15 protein-coding genes and 1 riboswitch are annotated in these 15,275 nt (G+C 52.5%); of the genes, 4 read left to right on the top strand and 11 right to left on the bottom strand.

Going from position 1 to position 15,275, the window contains the following annotated elements:
• The first annotated feature begins 36 nt into the window (after positions 1-36).
• A riboswitch (cyclic di-GMP riboswitch) is annotated at positions 37-121 on the top strand.
• A gap of 28 nt (positions 122-149) precedes the next feature.
• Positions 150-299 (top strand): anti-repressor SinI family protein, encoded by a 150-nt coding sequence (locus tag NSQ73_RS32305; protein ID WP_083442555.1) that lies wholly within the window; start codon positions 150-152, stop codon positions 297-299.
• 148 nt (positions 300-447) lie between these two features.
• Here NSQ73_RS32305 and NSQ73_RS32310 read toward each other — a convergent pair whose 3' ends face one another.
• The 10 genes from NSQ73_RS32310 to NSQ73_RS32355 all read right to left on the bottom strand — a co-directional run bounded on the left by NSQ73_RS32310 (position 448) and on the right by NSQ73_RS32355 (position 10,077).
• The gene (locus NSQ73_RS32310) at positions 448-780 is read right to left on the bottom strand and encodes a helix-turn-helix domain-containing protein (RefSeq protein ID WP_042140681.1); all 333 of its coding nucleotides are present in this window, start codon (positions 778-780) and stop codon (positions 448-450) included.
• Positions 781-952: 172 nt separating this feature from the next.
• A complete protein-coding gene (locus tag NSQ73_RS32315; protein ID WP_042133023.1) occupies positions 953-1,543 on the bottom strand; it encodes a TasA family protein in 591 nt (196 codons plus the stop codon).
• Between the two features lie 69 nt (positions 1,544-1,612).
• Entirely contained in the window at positions 1,613-2,209 is a 597-nt protein-coding gene (locus NSQ73_RS32320) for a TasA family protein (protein WP_042133025.1), read from the bottom strand.
• A 99-nt stretch (positions 2,210-2,308) separates the two neighbouring features.
• Complete coding sequence (gene sipW, locus NSQ73_RS32325) at positions 2,309-2,905, bottom strand: signal peptidase I SipW (protein WP_039299468.1); 597 nt, start codon at positions 2,903-2,905, stop codon at positions 2,309-2,311.
• A gap of 1 nt (position 2,906) precedes the next feature.
• Positions 2,907-4,196: a hypothetical protein gene (locus NSQ73_RS32330; protein WP_340990281.1), complete on the bottom strand. Its 1,290-nt coding sequence runs from the start codon at positions 4,194-4,196 to the stop codon at positions 2,907-2,909.
• Between the two features lie 283 nt (positions 4,197-4,479).
• On the bottom strand, positions 4,480-5,457 hold the full coding sequence (locus NSQ73_RS32335) for an aldo/keto reductase (RefSeq protein ID WP_340990283.1): 978 nt from the start codon (positions 5,455-5,457) through the stop codon (positions 4,480-4,482).
• A gap of 54 nt (positions 5,458-5,511) precedes the next feature.
• Positions 5,512-5,730, bottom strand: a complete 219-nt coding sequence (locus NSQ73_RS32340) for a hypothetical protein (protein ID WP_039299476.1) — start codon at positions 5,728-5,730, stop codon at positions 5,512-5,514.
• 235 nt (positions 5,731-5,965) lie between these two features.
• The gene (locus NSQ73_RS32345) at positions 5,966-6,526 is read right to left on the bottom strand and encodes a PadR family transcriptional regulator (RefSeq protein ID WP_340990285.1); all 561 of its coding nucleotides are present in this window, start codon (positions 6,524-6,526) and stop codon (positions 5,966-5,968) included.
• Positions 6,527-6,531: 5 nt separating this feature from the next.
• Complete coding sequence (locus NSQ73_RS32350; protein ID WP_340990287.1) at positions 6,532-8,058, bottom strand: MDR family MFS transporter; 1,527 nt, start codon at positions 8,056-8,058, stop codon at positions 6,532-6,534.
• 201 nt (positions 8,059-8,259) lie between these two features.
• Positions 8,260-10,077, bottom strand: coding sequence for a diguanylate cyclase (locus NSQ73_RS32355; RefSeq protein ID WP_340990718.1), 1,818 nt, complete (start codon positions 10,075-10,077; stop codon positions 8,260-8,262).
• Between the two features lie 166 nt (positions 10,078-10,243).
• Here NSQ73_RS32355 and NSQ73_RS32360 point away from each other — a divergent pair, with 166 nt between their 5' ends.
• From NSQ73_RS32360 to NSQ73_RS32370, 3 genes are all read left to right on the top strand, one after another.
• Positions 10,244-10,633: a metal-sensitive transcriptional regulator gene (locus NSQ73_RS32360; protein WP_042133035.1), complete on the top strand. Its 390-nt coding sequence runs from the start codon at positions 10,244-10,246 to the stop codon at positions 10,631-10,633.
• Positions 10,634-10,992: 359 nt separating this feature from the next.
• Positions 10,993-11,193, top strand: a complete 201-nt coding sequence (locus NSQ73_RS32365) for a copper ion binding protein (RefSeq protein WP_039299488.1) — start codon at positions 10,993-10,995, stop codon at positions 11,191-11,193.
• A gap of 120 nt (positions 11,194-11,313) precedes the next feature.
• Positions 11,314-13,767: a heavy metal translocating P-type ATPase gene (locus NSQ73_RS32370; RefSeq protein WP_340990289.1), complete on the top strand. Its 2,454-nt coding sequence runs from the start codon at positions 11,314-11,316 to the stop codon at positions 13,765-13,767.
• Between the two features lie 509 nt (positions 13,768-14,276).
• Here NSQ73_RS32370 and NSQ73_RS32375 read toward each other — a convergent pair.
• Positions 14,277-15,227: a DMT family transporter gene (locus NSQ73_RS32375; RefSeq protein ID WP_340990290.1), complete on the bottom strand. Its 951-nt coding sequence runs from the start codon at positions 15,225-15,227 to the stop codon at positions 14,277-14,279.
• Between the last annotated feature and the right edge of the window lie 48 nt (positions 15,228-15,275).

Below are 15,275 nucleotides of genomic sequence, written 5' to 3' on the forward strand. Positions count from 1 at the left end.
TTCATCGATTCTTTTCAGATCCTTTCATGTAAAGGGTCCAGTAAAGGGTAAACCTGCCGAAAGACAGGGGCACAAAGTCTCGGATCTAAAGTAGAAATACTATGATGGCCGGACTGCCTGGGGACGCGAAAATTCTAGGAGGAGATTTCTTGGATAAGTCCAACCAGGGGAATGACGAACTGCAGGCAGTTGATCTGGATTTAGAATGGGTGCATTTGCTAATGTCTGCTAAGCAGGCTGGCATCCAGGCAGACGAGATTCGGCGTTTTTTTACTGAAAAAGCACTCCAGGCGATGTAGGGCATTCAGCATTGTACGGATACATACAGAAGAGGGCACAGCGGTGTACACGCTGTGCCCTCTTCTGTTGGAATTTACATGTTGTTTCGGGGTCCCCGCAAAGTACCTGGGTAATCATCGAGGCTGCTGCCTCACTTTGTGGGGTATTTCAGTTATCCTTCTGCTCCAGCCGCCATTTCTGATAATCGAGAAACTCCTTGAATTCACGTTTGCTTATACCAGAGGCCATCGCATCCTGAACCAGCCTGAACCATTCTCCATCGAGAACCGGCTCTGCAGTTTCTGCAATTCCGCCATACAGTAATACGTGAATGGATACTTGGAGTGCATCGGCAATTTTTTCGATAAATTGAATGGAGGGGTTGGATTGGATATTCCGTTCGACATTACTTAAGTATGATTTCGCCACGTCAGCTTTATCCGCAAGCTCGGATAAAGAATAACCCTTCTCCAGCCGGAGCCTATGGATGCGGCTTCCCATATTATCTGACACGATTACAACGCCCTCCGTACTTTTTGTTATCAGTATAACAAAAATTCGCAAAACGGACAAAAACCCTTGTTCCTGCCAGAAGCTGGCGGGGAGAGACAAAACGGCATATCCAGCCCGGATGAGGGAGGATATGCCGTTTTGTGTATATAATTTAATAGCCTTATTTAGCTTCTCCCAAACCTTGCGTAGCATTGAATGTCCAGTTCAGCGCCAAGCCGTCACCCTGGAAGATATTCTGATCCTGGGTATTGTCAACGAATTCGAAAGCAATCTTGAAGGTTTTGGTTTGGGTAGCGGCGATGCCTCCCGGCAGTACACCCGCCGTTACGAGATCATAGCTGGAAGTGTTCTTCAGGTCCTTCAGGGAGATCTCGGACAGCACATGGCCGGCAAGCGGACCGCTGGTATAAGAGCTGTCGAGAAGTTTGATTTTGAAGTGATCTCCAAGATCCTGGCCGGCATTATCGCCCTTCGCATCAGTTACAGTGTAGCTGGTGGCCAGCGTTAGGAGTTTGATATCCAGGGTGCCGTCATTGGACAAGGTGAACGTGCGTACGGTGTAATCACCCGGTTTCAGATTGGTCAGGGCAACAGGTGTATTAAAGGAAGAGCCGAGCTTCAGCGTGCCTGCCGCGAAGGTTGCCGTGCTGGTTGCTGTGGAGCTGAAGTAAGCGAAGGTGCCCCCTCCGATTAAAGACAATCCCAGTGCTGCCGATGCTACGCCAAGACCCAATGTTTTTTTGATACCCATAATTAATTTCCTCCTCGAGTATATTATGTTTTTTTAAGATCGGTGATCAGGAATGCATATACAGATAGATTATTTGAGGGCGCCTTTTTCCTGGTTGGCTTCGAAGTTCAGGGTCAGGGCCAGTGTATCGCCTTGATAGTAGTTTTGCGGCTGGAAGGTTTCCTTGAAGGCAAACTGTACGCTCAGTTTATCTGAGGTGCCTGCTTTGATGCCCCCGTTCTCTACACCAAAGATTCCGCCGAGAATTCCCTTGGCTACAAGATCCGGACTTTGCTGCTCAAGTTCGGCCAGTGAAACGACCAGGACAGGTGATGTTACCTTATCCTTGTTAACTAGGAACGTCACAATAATATCGTCTTTGAGATTATGGGCGCCGTTATCCCCCTGGGCATCTGTAATGACAGATGAGGTACGCAGAACAACTTTGGGAATATTGAGCGTTCCGTCATTTTTCAATTTAAAATCTCTTAGGATCGTATCCCCCGGTTTAAGATTGCTGAGATTGACAATAACGGAGGGGTCCGAATTAAGTAATAAAGTTCCGTTGTTAAAAGAAGCTGCAGTGGTGGAGGTACTGCTGAAGTAAGCGAAGGTTCCTCCGCCGACCAGGGTTAATCCGAGTGCTGCCGATACAACGCCGAGACCTAATGTTTTTTTAACGTTCATTTGTTCATCCCTCTCTCATCGTTCTTTTTTTGTCTTTACCTGTCTTCGGGGAAAATTTATTGTTGCTCCGCGTTTCGTAAACGGGAGAGGACAATCGGTTTATTGCACAATGTCTGGAAGGGTATCCGGTCCGCCGGTCACCGCTGGCCCTGCATTCTTCTTCTCCAGTGCCGCTACGGCTTTCCAGGAGGAATACAGTGCGTAGAGGAGCAGGAGCAGCCCGGGGATAATCATCAGCATTACGCTTCCGGCTTTGGAGACCGCAAAATTCATGGCATATCCTACATAAGGGACGGTGACGCCGGTATATTGGCCTACCACATTTGTTGAGCTGACCGCTGAGGTATCGGCTGCATCGTTATTGTCCCCTTTGGTGGTATAGCTGGCTTCACCTATGGCACTGTTTATTGAAGCATCGACCACACGGTGTGTAATCAGGAGGTTATCGGGATTCATGAAAGTAATCACATCGCCTTTTTGAAAACGGGTCATATCCCCGCCCGGCTTAATCGCTACTATAGATCCGGTCTGGATGCCTGGCTCCATAGAACCGGATAACACCGTCTTGATCTGATAGCCGAAGAAGGAAGGTTCGCCTCCGGAGGCTTTGGAGATGACTACTGCTGTTACCAGCACCAGGAAAATCATAAATATCAGTGTGGACAATGTGGTGCTGACTATCTTTTTAATGCGCATATTATTCCCCGCCTTTGCTGGTATCCGATTGTGGAGCAGGTGTAGCTGTAGGTGTAACTGTAGCTGTTGGCTGCGCGGTATCTGTACCGCTATCCGGGAGCTCCCCAGGTGAGTCTGCCGCTGGAGCCGCCTCCGGAAGATTGGCTTCCGGTGCCGGTGTGGCAGGCGGAGCGGTAACCTCTGCATCCGGTGAGGGTGCAGGAGCCGGTTTTTCTCCCTCAGGAGCTTCTATAGCAGGTTCATCGATGGTCTTATCTTCTCCAGGAATGCTGGCTGCGGGCGCATTATTCTTGGTTTGATCGTTCTCTTGTTTCTGCTTCTCCAGTGCATCCCGTTCCGCTTCCTCAGCCTTGGATTTCTCAAGCGCCAGCCGTTCCGCTTCTTCAGCCTTGGCTTTCTCCTCCAGCGCCGCCTTCGCTTCAGCAATGTGTACCTGCTGTTCCTGCAGCGTGGAGATTGTGGACGATAGGTTGTCTCTGGAGACTGTTAATTCTGCACTTAACTGATCGTAGCTTGACTGTAAGGCGGGAGATACATTGGGGTCTGCATTGTAGGCTCTGGTCATGAGTGAGAAAATCGGTTCCTCGGCAGGGAAGCCGAAGCTTTCTTGCCGGAGAAGCACCCGGTCAGGATTACCGGTCGGCAGCGAGCCGCCGAAATCATGAATCGTATTCAGATAATGCACAATGCCCGTTAATGTATCCGTCAGGGATTCCGACAGCACCCCGCTTTGATGGAGACCTTCCTGCAGCTGTTCGAAGAACTGGGCGTCACGGATTTCCAGGCAATTGGGTTCGAGATTAACCATATATCCTCCGAGTTGATGCAGAATGGCTGCTGCACTGCCAATTTCCTGCAGAATTTGCTGCCAGATACCTGCATTGAGGCTCAGCTGTGTATCCAGTGCGCTAACTGTATCGCTTGCCAGCCGGATTTGTTCCGAGATCTCACTGGAGATCTGATCCAGTTCCTCCGCTGACAGTTCTACAGAGACCGGGGGAGTGTTATAGTTCCCGCTCGTAATGTGGCTGCCAAGAGAAGACTTCAGCTGGGTAATTGTGCGGACATGTCCGCTGAACTCTGACAGCAGCTGTTCGATCTGACCCGGAAATACGGAGCAGAGCCCGATAGAGGTGTTCTGTTCCTGGGAAGTGTTATACTCTCCGTAAGTACTGCCAATCTGATTGGAGGTATACATTATAAGAACAGATACAGCCACACCGGATTGCAGGATCCGAAGACCGAGTTTCGTGTATTTCCGTTTACGCCGTTTGGCGGATCTGGGGTACAAAGGTAGGCCCCCTCTCATGGCTTACTGATTAATATTCGTTATTTTCGTTCTTTATTAAGAACGTTTTCGTAATGAAATCATACACTGCGCACCCGGGAAAAGAAAAATGTCAATTTCAGCGAATTGTTCGCAATAAAGCACGAATGCATCTGATTATCTTTAATTACCTTGATATATCGCTGTTTTTCACAAATGTTCTTTATTGAGAACGAAAAAAGGTTATGCTATCCGCATAACAAATACGGATGGCATAACCTTTTCCATTTGTAGTGAAGTCCGCTCCTTAAGGAAGCTTCTCTCCGCGTGAGCTGACGTACAGCTCGTACCACTCCTTGCGGGAGAACTCAATCTTATCAGCCCCTCCGCAGGCTGCGATGCGCAGCGGATTGACGGTGCCGATTACAGGCTGGATGGCTGCAGGATGCGTCATCAGCCAGGCCAGGACGATGGCCTCAGGTGTTGTATTCTTCTCAGCGGCAAGCGCCTGTACTCTGGCCGCTGTATTCACCACGTTCTCCGGCTGTCCGTCAAGCGGCCGTCCGCTGAACAGCCCCTGGGCCAGCGGGCCCCAGGCCTGAAGCTGGATGTTCCCCGCGCGGCAATACTCTATTGTACCCTCAGGAAACGTGAGGTCTTTCCACTGTTCCCGGTTCACGCTGAGTACGGCATCGACCCAGCTGATTTTGGCCAGGCTCATATGCAGCTGATTGACGATGAAGGGCTCGTCACAATAGGTCTCCAGCAGTTTGATCTGGGCAGCACTCATATTGGAGACACCGAAGTGGCGCACCTTGCCGGCTGCCTTAAGCAGGCGCAGTGCTTCGGCGACTTCCTCGGGGTCCATCAGCGGGTCGGGGCGGTGCAGCAGCAGAATATCAATATACTCTGTGCCCAGCCGGGAGAGCGTTCCGTCTACACTGGACAGAATATGCTCCTTGGAGAAGTCGAACATATTGGTGATATCCCCCGGCTCCATCAGCCTGATGCCGCATTTCGATTGCAGGATGATCTCATCACGCAGACCCGGACGCTTCCTGAAGATCTGTCCGAACACCGTCTCCGCCTTGCCCCGGGTATAGATATCCGCATGGTCAAAAAAATTGATGCCGATCGACAGCGCCGCATCCAGCGCCTCATGCCCCTGCTTAATGTTCTCCGCTGTAACCGGTTCATGGTCCCAGCCTCCGCCAAGCCCCATACAGCCCAGCGCAATGCGGCTGGCGGGAATTCCGCGTTTGTTAAGTGGTAACGCTTTCAGCAATTGTATCCCTCCATAAGCTATAACTTTTGAATGCTCTAAGTTAAGTGTACACCTTTAGAATCCGGTATGGTATTTTTTGTCGCTGGAGGAGCGGTGTTTCGTGCCTTCCTTATCCTTCTCCTCCTGCTTCTCGAGTGTAAGATCCTCGACCGGAATCGGATCTACATTCTGTTCGCTTTCATCAAGGTCGAATAAGCTTGGTTTGTCCGTCGGGTATTGCTCGGGATGGTCACGTTCGTCTCTTATCGGCTTCTTATCGTCACTATGGCTCATCTTAAGTTCACTTCCCTTTCGGAATATTTGCAGGGCAAGGATGGGAATGTGCTAGACAATTCTCCTGAGCCTTGCCGGCAGTTTGCTCCCTAATAAACACAATTCGGGCTAATTAAACACAGAAACCTGTGATAAACTGCAGGTTCCTGTGTGAACAGGCTTTGGAAATGAAATGGAGGACTGCCCCGGCTGCCTGTAACGGCGGCGGAACAATCCTCCTGAAATTCTATACTTATTACGGAATAATCGGGCTGCCTTTGTCACTCAGCCTGCGGGCCACAACATCCTCATGGAGCCGCTTCAGCCATTTCAGCTCGGTCAGACAGTGCTCGTACCGGCCGTACATCAGATGCAGTGCCGAGCGGGGCACAATGGAGATATGCTCCTCATACACCTGATAAGCGAAGTTCACCTGGTGCTCTGTCTCGCGGATACGTTCCTCCAGCAGCCGTTCCACCTTCTCCTGATCAATGTAGCGGGAGAGGGCCAGGGCCATGTACAGCGGATGATGCAGCTGATCGCTTTTCTTGATCTGCTGCAGAATGAGCTGTTCCATCAATTCCTTGCCTTTATCGGTAATCCGGTAGATCGTTTTATCCGGCCGGTCCGTGCTGCGGATAACCTCTACAGCTTCAATATGGCTGCCCTCGGCCAGCTTGTCGACTGCATAATACAAGGAGCCCATCTGCAGCTTAATGAACTGGTCCATCGTGCGTTCCTTCATGACCAGTGTAATCTCATAAGGATGCATATCCCGTTCCAGCAGCAGCCCCAGAATCAGCAGCTTCATGGACATGGTGCTTACCTCTGCCCGGAAGCTGGAGCAGGCTGGGATTCCTTAGGCTGAATCGTCAGGCGGTCTTTGGGCATCAGCAGGACAAAGACAACGGCAAGCACCGCAGGAACAATAGCCCACATGAAGGTATGTGCGATCGAGCTAGACAGTGAATTCGTGATTTTCTCCAGCACCGGTGCCGGAATCTGTGCACGGGCCTCAGGGGTCAGAGCAGAACGCGGATCACCGAATGAAGAGGCCTGGCCGCCGTCTCCGAAGGCCGTGCTAAGCTCCGAAGTGAAGCTGTTGCGCTGGATAATACCGAAGATTGTAATCCCCAGCGTCATCCCGAGCGAGCGCAGGAAGGTGCTGGTGGAGGTAGCTGAACCGCGCTGGCGCATATCGAAATGGTGAATGGATGACATGCTGAGTACGGAGAAGGAGAACCCGACCCCGAAACCGGTCAGTGCCATGAACGCATTCAGCAGCAGACGGGAAGTATCCGGTGTCAGTGTGCTGAGTGAGAAGATTCCGGCAACGAAACACACTGCGGACAGCAGCATAATGTTGCGGAAGCTCGTCTTGGTGGTGAGCAGACCGCCGGCTTGGCTGCCGATGACCGTACCGATCATCATCGGCATCAGGATCAGACCGGAGTTGGTGGCGGAGCCGCCGTATACCCCCTGGACATAGATCGGAATGTATACCGTAGCTACGATAAACGCCGAACCGTAGAACAAGCCGAGCAGACTGCTGGTGGCAAACAGGCGCCCCCGGAACATGTTGAACGAGATGACCGGCTCTGCCGCATTCTGCTCAATGAAGATGAAGGCAATCAGGAATACGGCGAAGCCGGCGAACAGTCCGAGAATCGTTGCTGAATCCCAGGCATACTGATTGCCGCCAAGCTCAAGCGCGAACATCAGGCAGATAATTCCTGCCACCAGCGTGAAGGCGCCGCCCCAGTCAATCCGCTGTTTGGCATGGGAGACGGATTCCTTGTAGGACGTCATAATCAGGAAGAAGGAGACGATACCAATCGGCACATTAATATAGAAAATCCAGTTCCAGCCGACGAAATCAGTGATATAAGCGCCCAGCAAAGGCCCGATTACGCTGGAGATCCCGAAGACAGCACCGAATAATCCGGTGAGCTTGCCTCTTTTTTGCGGCGGGAAAATATCAAATACAATCGTGAAGGCAATCGGCATCAGCGCACCGCCGCCAACCCCTTGAATCGCCCGGTAGATACTGAGCTGTGTGATGCTCGCCGCCGTACCGCACAGGGCGGAGCCGATCAGGAACACGATGAGTCCGAAGATGAAGAAGCGCTTGCGCCCGTACATATCGGACAATTTGCCGAAGATGGGGGTTCCGGCCATAACCATGACCATATAAGCGGAGGTTACCCAGACGATTTTATCGAGTCCCCCTAGATCTGAGACGATGGTGCCCATAGCTGAGGCCACAATCGTATTATCCATCGCGGACATCAGAATGCCGAGCAGCAGTCCGGCAACGACGAGCTTAAGATTGCTTTCTTTAGTATGCATTTACAAACTCCTTTACGTTCATTATTCAAGATGAAATCTTATTATATTCAAATTTGAATAGGGTGGCAATCTTTTTTTCAAAATTAAAGTAAATTGTGGACGCAAATAAGCCGCCCTTGTACAACAAGAACGGCAGGACTTCTATGTATGGTATTCCCTGACGGGCGGAACCTTATTCGCAGCGCGGTTGCACGCTTCTTCCTACATGGCAGCATCGCTTGAACGCAGCTCACGGGCTTCTATGTACCTGATGAACAGCTCGGTCAGATCCGGGTCAAACTGGCTTCCCGCGCAGGCCCGCAGCTCCACAATCGCTTCCGCGAATGATTTGGTCGGCTGGTACGGACGCTCTGTCGTCATGGCATCGAATGAGTCGATAATGGTCAGCATCCGGCATAGCCGGGGAATCTCTTCTCCCTTGAAGCCGTAAGGATATCCTTTGCCGTCATAGCGTTCGTGATGCAGCTCGATATAAGGGGCAAGATCCTTGTATTTATTGTTGGTAAGTGCCATCTCTTTGCCCCAGGTGACATGCCATTTGACCATCTCCCATTCCTCCGGCGCGAGCTTATCCTTCTTGTTAAGTATGCCCCAGGGAATCTCCAGCTTGCCGATATCGTGGATCAGTGCGCCGAGCGTGAACTGCCGTTTGGAGAGATTGTCCAGCGCCAGCAGCTCGCTGATGTCCATGGCATAGCGGAATACGCGTTTGGAATGCTTGAAGGTCTCCAGATCCTTGTACATAAAAAGATTAAGCTGCTGCTCAATATCGCGCACATCCTGGCTGAAATCGATGTCACGTTCCAAGAGAGACTGGTTACCGTAGACGTGGACCATGTTCTTGCCTTGTTTTTTGGCATAGTACAACGCCTGATCGGCATGGTCGACCAGCTCTGACTTGAAGTGGACATCCGGCCGGTACCCGGCTACGCCTGCGGAGAAGGCCAGACAGCCCTGCGGGAAGATCTCGCTGCCTTCAAACATAGAATTGTTGAGCGTTTTGCGCAGCTTTTCGATAAATTGCTTGGCCGTTACGGCATCGTAGCCCGGCATCAGCAGGGTGAATTCTTCACCGCCATATCTGGAGACAATAATATCGGTGGACCCGGTTTCCTTCTTCAGCAGGTCAGCCAGAAAAACGATCAGCCCGTCCCCCTTAAGATGGCCGAAGTGATCATTATATTTCTTGAAATCATCAATATCAATCATGGCCAGGGAGAGTGCGCTGCCGCCTGCCTGCGATCTGCGCATTTCCTCTTCAAGCGCCGCTTCGAAATAGCTGTGGTTAAACAGTCCGGTACGCTGATCGCGGTTAGCCCGCTCTTCAATGTCACGGTACATGCTGAACAGCCGTTTGAAGGAATAGGAGATCAGTACACTGAGGCCCAGGAATAAGGCCAGGCCGGTAATTCCGTTATAGAAGAGCAGAACGGTCAGCACCAGGGAGAGCACCAGCGTGCACAAATAGGCCAGTACGGCGTCTGTCAGCATTGCTTTGAGTGTATTGTAGAGATTCTCACGGAAAATTATGTAGTAGAAGAAGCCGACAAGCAGCAGGTTCAGGATGAAATATATGGCCATAGCGCTGAGGTATGCTGCCAGATAGCTGCTGAGAAGCGGTCCCTGCCGGCCCCCGGACCACGAGAAGATAAAGGCTGCGGAAGTGATCATGATACAGTACACGGCGAAATTATTGAGATGCTTCCAGAGCGGAGTGCTTCCCCATTCGATGAACAGCAGTACGATGGAGCAGAGCAGGAGAACCAGAAGGGCGGACGGGGCGCCGAAGATAAAGATACAGGCCAGATAGATGGAAGAATCCAGTGACAGCCCGTTCCCCTGCGGAGGCAGCTGGAAGGTGAAGACGGTGAGCAGGACGGCTGCGCCTGACATGGCGGTAACCCAGCCCCAGCCGGATGAGGAGAGCTGAAGAATTTGCGGTTCCGTTTGATAAATGAACAAGCCCAGCCCGGCAATGCATATGATAAAGGAGTACAAATAGCTCCTGCGGCGATGCATCTGGCTGATGATTGATTTGAGCACTGCTCCTCCTCCATTCACGTAGTTGTAGATGTTTTATTCTAGGAGATTCGCGTTCAAACGGGAATTCTCCTGCTAAATCATGACAAATACGCATGTGTTACAGGATAAAGGAGATAAGTTGCAGTGAGGCCTTGACATACCCATGGGGGGTATATTATATTGTTACTTGAGGAGGCTGATTCCTGTGTCAACAAATGAGAAGGAGCATGCCGGGCATGACTGCGGCGAGGATTGCCATTCTTCTGCTTCCGGTGTCCGCAAGAGCCATCATTCCCCGGAATTCAAGAGTGGACTGACCACCCGGCTTAACCGGATTGAGGGACAGATCCGCGGCGTCAAAGGCATGATTGAACGGGATACCTACTGTGATGATGTGCTTAATCAGCTGGCGGCGGTGCAGGCGGCACTGAACAGTGTCGGCAAGCTGCTGCTTGAAGGCCATATGAAGAGCTGCATTATCGAACGGATCGAAGCCGGCGAGCATGAGGTTATCGATGAGCTGCTGATTACGGTGAATAAGCTGATGAAATAGAGATTGGGGCCTGGATAAGCAGAGCTCTTAAATTCATGCAAGGATGGCGGGCGTAACTGCGGTGAATGTTTGAACTTTCGGCCGCTGTTGTCCCCGGATTTCTTTGATTTAAACCGCTATTTGCGGTAGAAATCCGTGGACAAAGGCGTACGCATTCGCTCCTACAGTTTCAAAATTCCCCTCCGTTACTTTCATCCCTTGTTTGATTTAATAGTTCAAGTTATCCAGGCTGTGGTGGAGAAGGAAGCAATGAAAAGCTAAGTGCTTGCTATTGAAAACTAAGCACAAGCTTGCAAATCCGGTTTGTTCGGTGAAGAATCAAGGAGCTATGCTCCATAAACTATTAGGAGGGTAATCAAATGTCGAACGTAACATTGAATGTAGAAGGAATGTCTTGTGGTCACTGTGTAAGTGCTGTAGAGAAAGCTGTGAGCGGCGTTGGGGCTGCGGCGAAGGTAGATCTTCCGGCGAAGACGGTAGCGGTTGAATTTGACGAGAACACTGTAAGCCTGGATGCAATCAAGGCGGCTATCGAGGATCAGGGCTATGACGTAGTTTAAGTGAAGGATTGTAATGTAAGGGCTTGGAGCCGGGAACCCTAGAGCAATAGGGCCGGGCGCCAATGCCTTTTCTTTTAAAGATAAATATACCCCTTGGGGGTATGAGGAGGTGCGTGAATCATGGAAAAGAGTGCAGAACCGGTCCAGCAGCAGGCTACGCTGCAGATTACCGGGATGACCTGCTCCGCTTGTGCGACGCGGATCGAGAAGGGATTGTCCCGCATGGAGGGGGTATCCCGGGCGAATGTCAATCTGGCGCTGGAGCAGGCGACGGTGGGATTTGATCCGAAGGTCGCTGGCGTTCCGCAGATTGAGGAGAAGATCCGTTCTCTCGGCTATGATACGCTGAAGGAATCGGCGGATTTCGATATTACGGGCATGACCTGTGCGGCATGCTCGGCCAGAATTGAGAAGGTGCTGGGACGGATGCCCGGGATTGCCGCAGTGAATGTGAATCTGGCGCTGGAGACAGCACATGTGGAATATTCGCCGGGGAATATCAGTACAGCTGAGATTATGGATAAGGTGAGCAACATCGGCTACAAGGCGGCGCTGAAGCAGGACCGCAAGGATATTGCCAGCCAGCGCGGGGAGGAAATCACGCACAAACGGAACAAGTGGATGATCTCTGCTATATTGTCACTGCCGCTGCTCTGGGCCATGGCGGGCCATTTCTCTTTCACTTCCTGGATCTGGACACCGGAGCTGCTGATGAATCCCTGGTTCCAGCTGGTGCTGGCGACTCCCGTGCAGTTCCTGATCGGCTGGCAGTTCTATGTCAGTGCCTACAAAGCGCTGAAGAACGGCAGTGCCAATATGGATGTGCTGGTGGTGCTGGGTACCTCGGCAGCCTATTTCTACAGCCTGTACCTGACGATTGATTCCCTGAAGATGAGCGGGATGAACCATACCGTGGATATGTATTACGAGACAAGCGCGATTCTGATTACGCTGATTCTTGTAGGCAAATGGTTCGAGGCATTGGCCAAAGGGCGTTCCTCAGACGCGATACGCAGCCTGATGGGGCTGCAGGCCAAGACCGCGCTGGTGCTGCGCGACGGGGTTGAGCTGAGTATTCCCGTGGAGGATGTCGTTATCGGAGATCTCGTGCTGGTGAAGCCGGGAACCAAGGTGCCTGTAGACGGTGAAGTGGTCGAGGGGCTGTCCTCCGTCGATGAATCCATGCTGACTGGCGAGAGTATGCCGGTGGAGAAGAAGCCGGGTGATTCGGTTATAGGAGCCACGCTGAACAAGAACGGCATGCTGCGGATCAAAGCCCGCAAGGTCGGCCGGGATACGGCGCTGGCGCAGATTATTCGAGTGGTAGAAGAGGCGCAGGGCTCGAAGGCGCCGATTCAGCGGATCGCCGATGTGATTTCCGGGATCTTTGTACCGATTGTCGTCGGGATTGCAGCTGTAACCTTTGTAATCTGGTATATCTGGGGTGCACCCGGGCAGTTCGCCGATGCGCTGGAGAAAGCCATCGCGGTGCTCGTGATCGCCTGCCCGTGTGCACTGGGACTGGCGACACCAACTTCCATAATGGCCGGGTCCGGCCGGGCAGCCGAGTTCGGCATCCTGTTCAAGGGCGGGGAGCATCTGGAAGCTGCACAGGGCATTAAGGTTGTTGTAGTGGATAAGACCGGAACCGTGACCAACGGCAAGCCGGTGCTGACCGACATTGTAACCAGTACCGGCATTGTTGCACAGGGCAAGGTGCTTGCCGAGAACCGGCTGCTGTCGATTACAGCGGCAGCGGAGAAGCTCTCGGAGCATCCGCTGGCTGATGCCATTGTAGCGGGCGCGCAGAGCAGAAGCATTGAGCTTCCGCCTGCTGGGCAGTTCGAGGCTGTGCCGGGCCGTGGCGTATCTGCTGTAGTGGCCGGCCAGAAGGTAAGCGTGGGCACACGGCGGATGATGGAGGAGAGCGGGCTTGCTATCGAACCGTGGACAGCAATCATGACCCGGCTTGAGCATGAAGGCAAAACAGCGATGCTGGTAGCTGTTGACGGCGCGATTGCCGGTGTCGTAGCGGTGGCGGATACGATTAAGGAAACCTCGCGCGCCGCAGTATCCAGACTGCACGAGATGGGCATCGAGGTCGTTATGATCACCGGGGACAACAAGATTACGGCTCAGGCCATTGCCGAGCAGGCGGGCATCCGCACGGTGCTGGCAGAGGTGCTGCCGGAAGGCAAGGCAGCCGAGATCCGCAGGCTGCAGAACGGAGGAGTCAAGGTTGCCATGGTTGGCGATGGCATCAACGATGCGCCGGCGCTGGCAACGGCAGACACCGGTATGGCCATCGGCACCGGCACGGATGTGGCGATGGAGGCGGCGGATATTACGCTCATGCGCGGCGATCTGCTGAGCATTCCGGATGCCATTCTGATGAGCCGCAAGACGATGCGCAATATCAAGCAGAATTTGTTCTGGGCGCTTGCCTACAATACGATCGGCATACCGGTTGCCGCGCTGGGCTTCCTGGCTCCGTGGCTGGCCGGTGCAGCAATGGCCTTCAGCTCTGTATCCGTTGTGCTGAACGCGCTGCGGCTGCAGCGGGTCAAGCTGTAATGTTCACTGCTTCTGCTGCAGACGGAGCGATCCGGACTTGAGCGCCGATAACCAAAGAACCGCCGGAGCGTTAATGCCGGCGGTTCTTTGTGTCGCCGCCGAAAGCGGGCCAAAGGAGGAAATGAGGGGCACTAGTGCCCTTGATTCCGCCGAAAGCGGGCCAAGGGAGGGAATAAGGGGCATTAGTGCCCTTGATTCCGCCGAAAGCGGGCCAAGGGAAGAAATGAGGAGCACTAGTGCCCTTGATTCCGCCGGATGCTGCCCAAAGGGTGACCGGACCCAATGTATTCGAAAAATCGAATACAATGTGCCTCCGCGGAGGTAACCGGACCAATTGTATGCGAAAAATCGAATACAATATGCCTCCGCGAAGGTATCCGGACCCAATGTATGCGAAAAACCGAATACAATTTGCCTCCGCGAAGATATCCGGGCCAATTGTATGCGAAAAATCGAATACAATGTGACTCCCCAGAAGTAGTCTGAATAGAGCAATGTGGAACATCCCGCTACCTGCTTACAGAATCGCTCCGGCCGGCAACCTGCACGCCAGGCTTGTTCCGGCCGAGCCGATTGGTGCCGATTACCCCGGCTATGATCAGAAGCGATCCGATCCAGTGGTACACTGTAATCTCTTCCCCCAGGAAGAACGCCCCGGCTGCAATGGAGACGATGGTTGAGAGATTGGTGAACACGCTCATGAGCGAAGCTTCGATTTTGGACAAGATATAAGTTGAAGTCAGGGTAGTCACCAGCGAGGCTATGACTCCCAGATATACAGCAGACAGGATAAAGGTGCCGCTCCCCAGCGGGCTTAGGAATTCGCTGAAGGTTCCGCTGGCTGCATGTCCGGTGAGTGAAATGATCAGGAAGGTTGCGAAGCCGATCCCCATCATGAGGTAGCTGAGTTCAGCGGGGCTGAAGTGCCTGGAGAGTGACCGGGCCAGCACGCTGTATCCGGCAAACGCGAGACAAGTCAGGAACAACAGCACAATCCCGGTCATATTGGACAGCTGAATATTGCTTCCTTTCATGACAAAGATAAACACAACGCCAAATACCGACAGGAAGATGCACAGCTTTTGCAGCAGAGTCGTCTTCTCCTTCAAGAAAATAGAAGCGATGATCATCGTCACGACCGGAGTGAACGAATAGAGAATTCCGCCCTCGGCAGAGGTGGCATGCTGAAGTCCGAATACCTGAAGGGTGAAGAATCCCAGCGGATACATCGCTGCCAGCAGCAGTGCCCGGCCAACTGGCTTGCCGCGGTAGGAGATTTTGACCCAGCCGAAGGCGACCGGGACCGACATTACAATAAAGGAAGCAGCGAAACGGTAGGTTAATGTATCGAGCGGTCCGGCATGGCCGAGAGCCACCTTGGTGAACAGGAATGAGAATCCGATAATGACCGCATTGAGTACGGCAAAGCTATAAGCCAGCTTGAGTCCTTGCTGCTGCATAGGTACATCTCCTTTGTGTGAGTAAGACTGGATGTTGTAAACATCTTA

This window comes from Paenibacillus sp. FSL R10-2736 (assembly GCF_038000245.1).
In the GTDB taxonomy this organism is placed as follows: Bacteria; Bacillota; Bacilli; order Paenibacillales; family Paenibacillaceae; genus Paenibacillus_AQ; species Paenibacillus_AQ phytohabitans.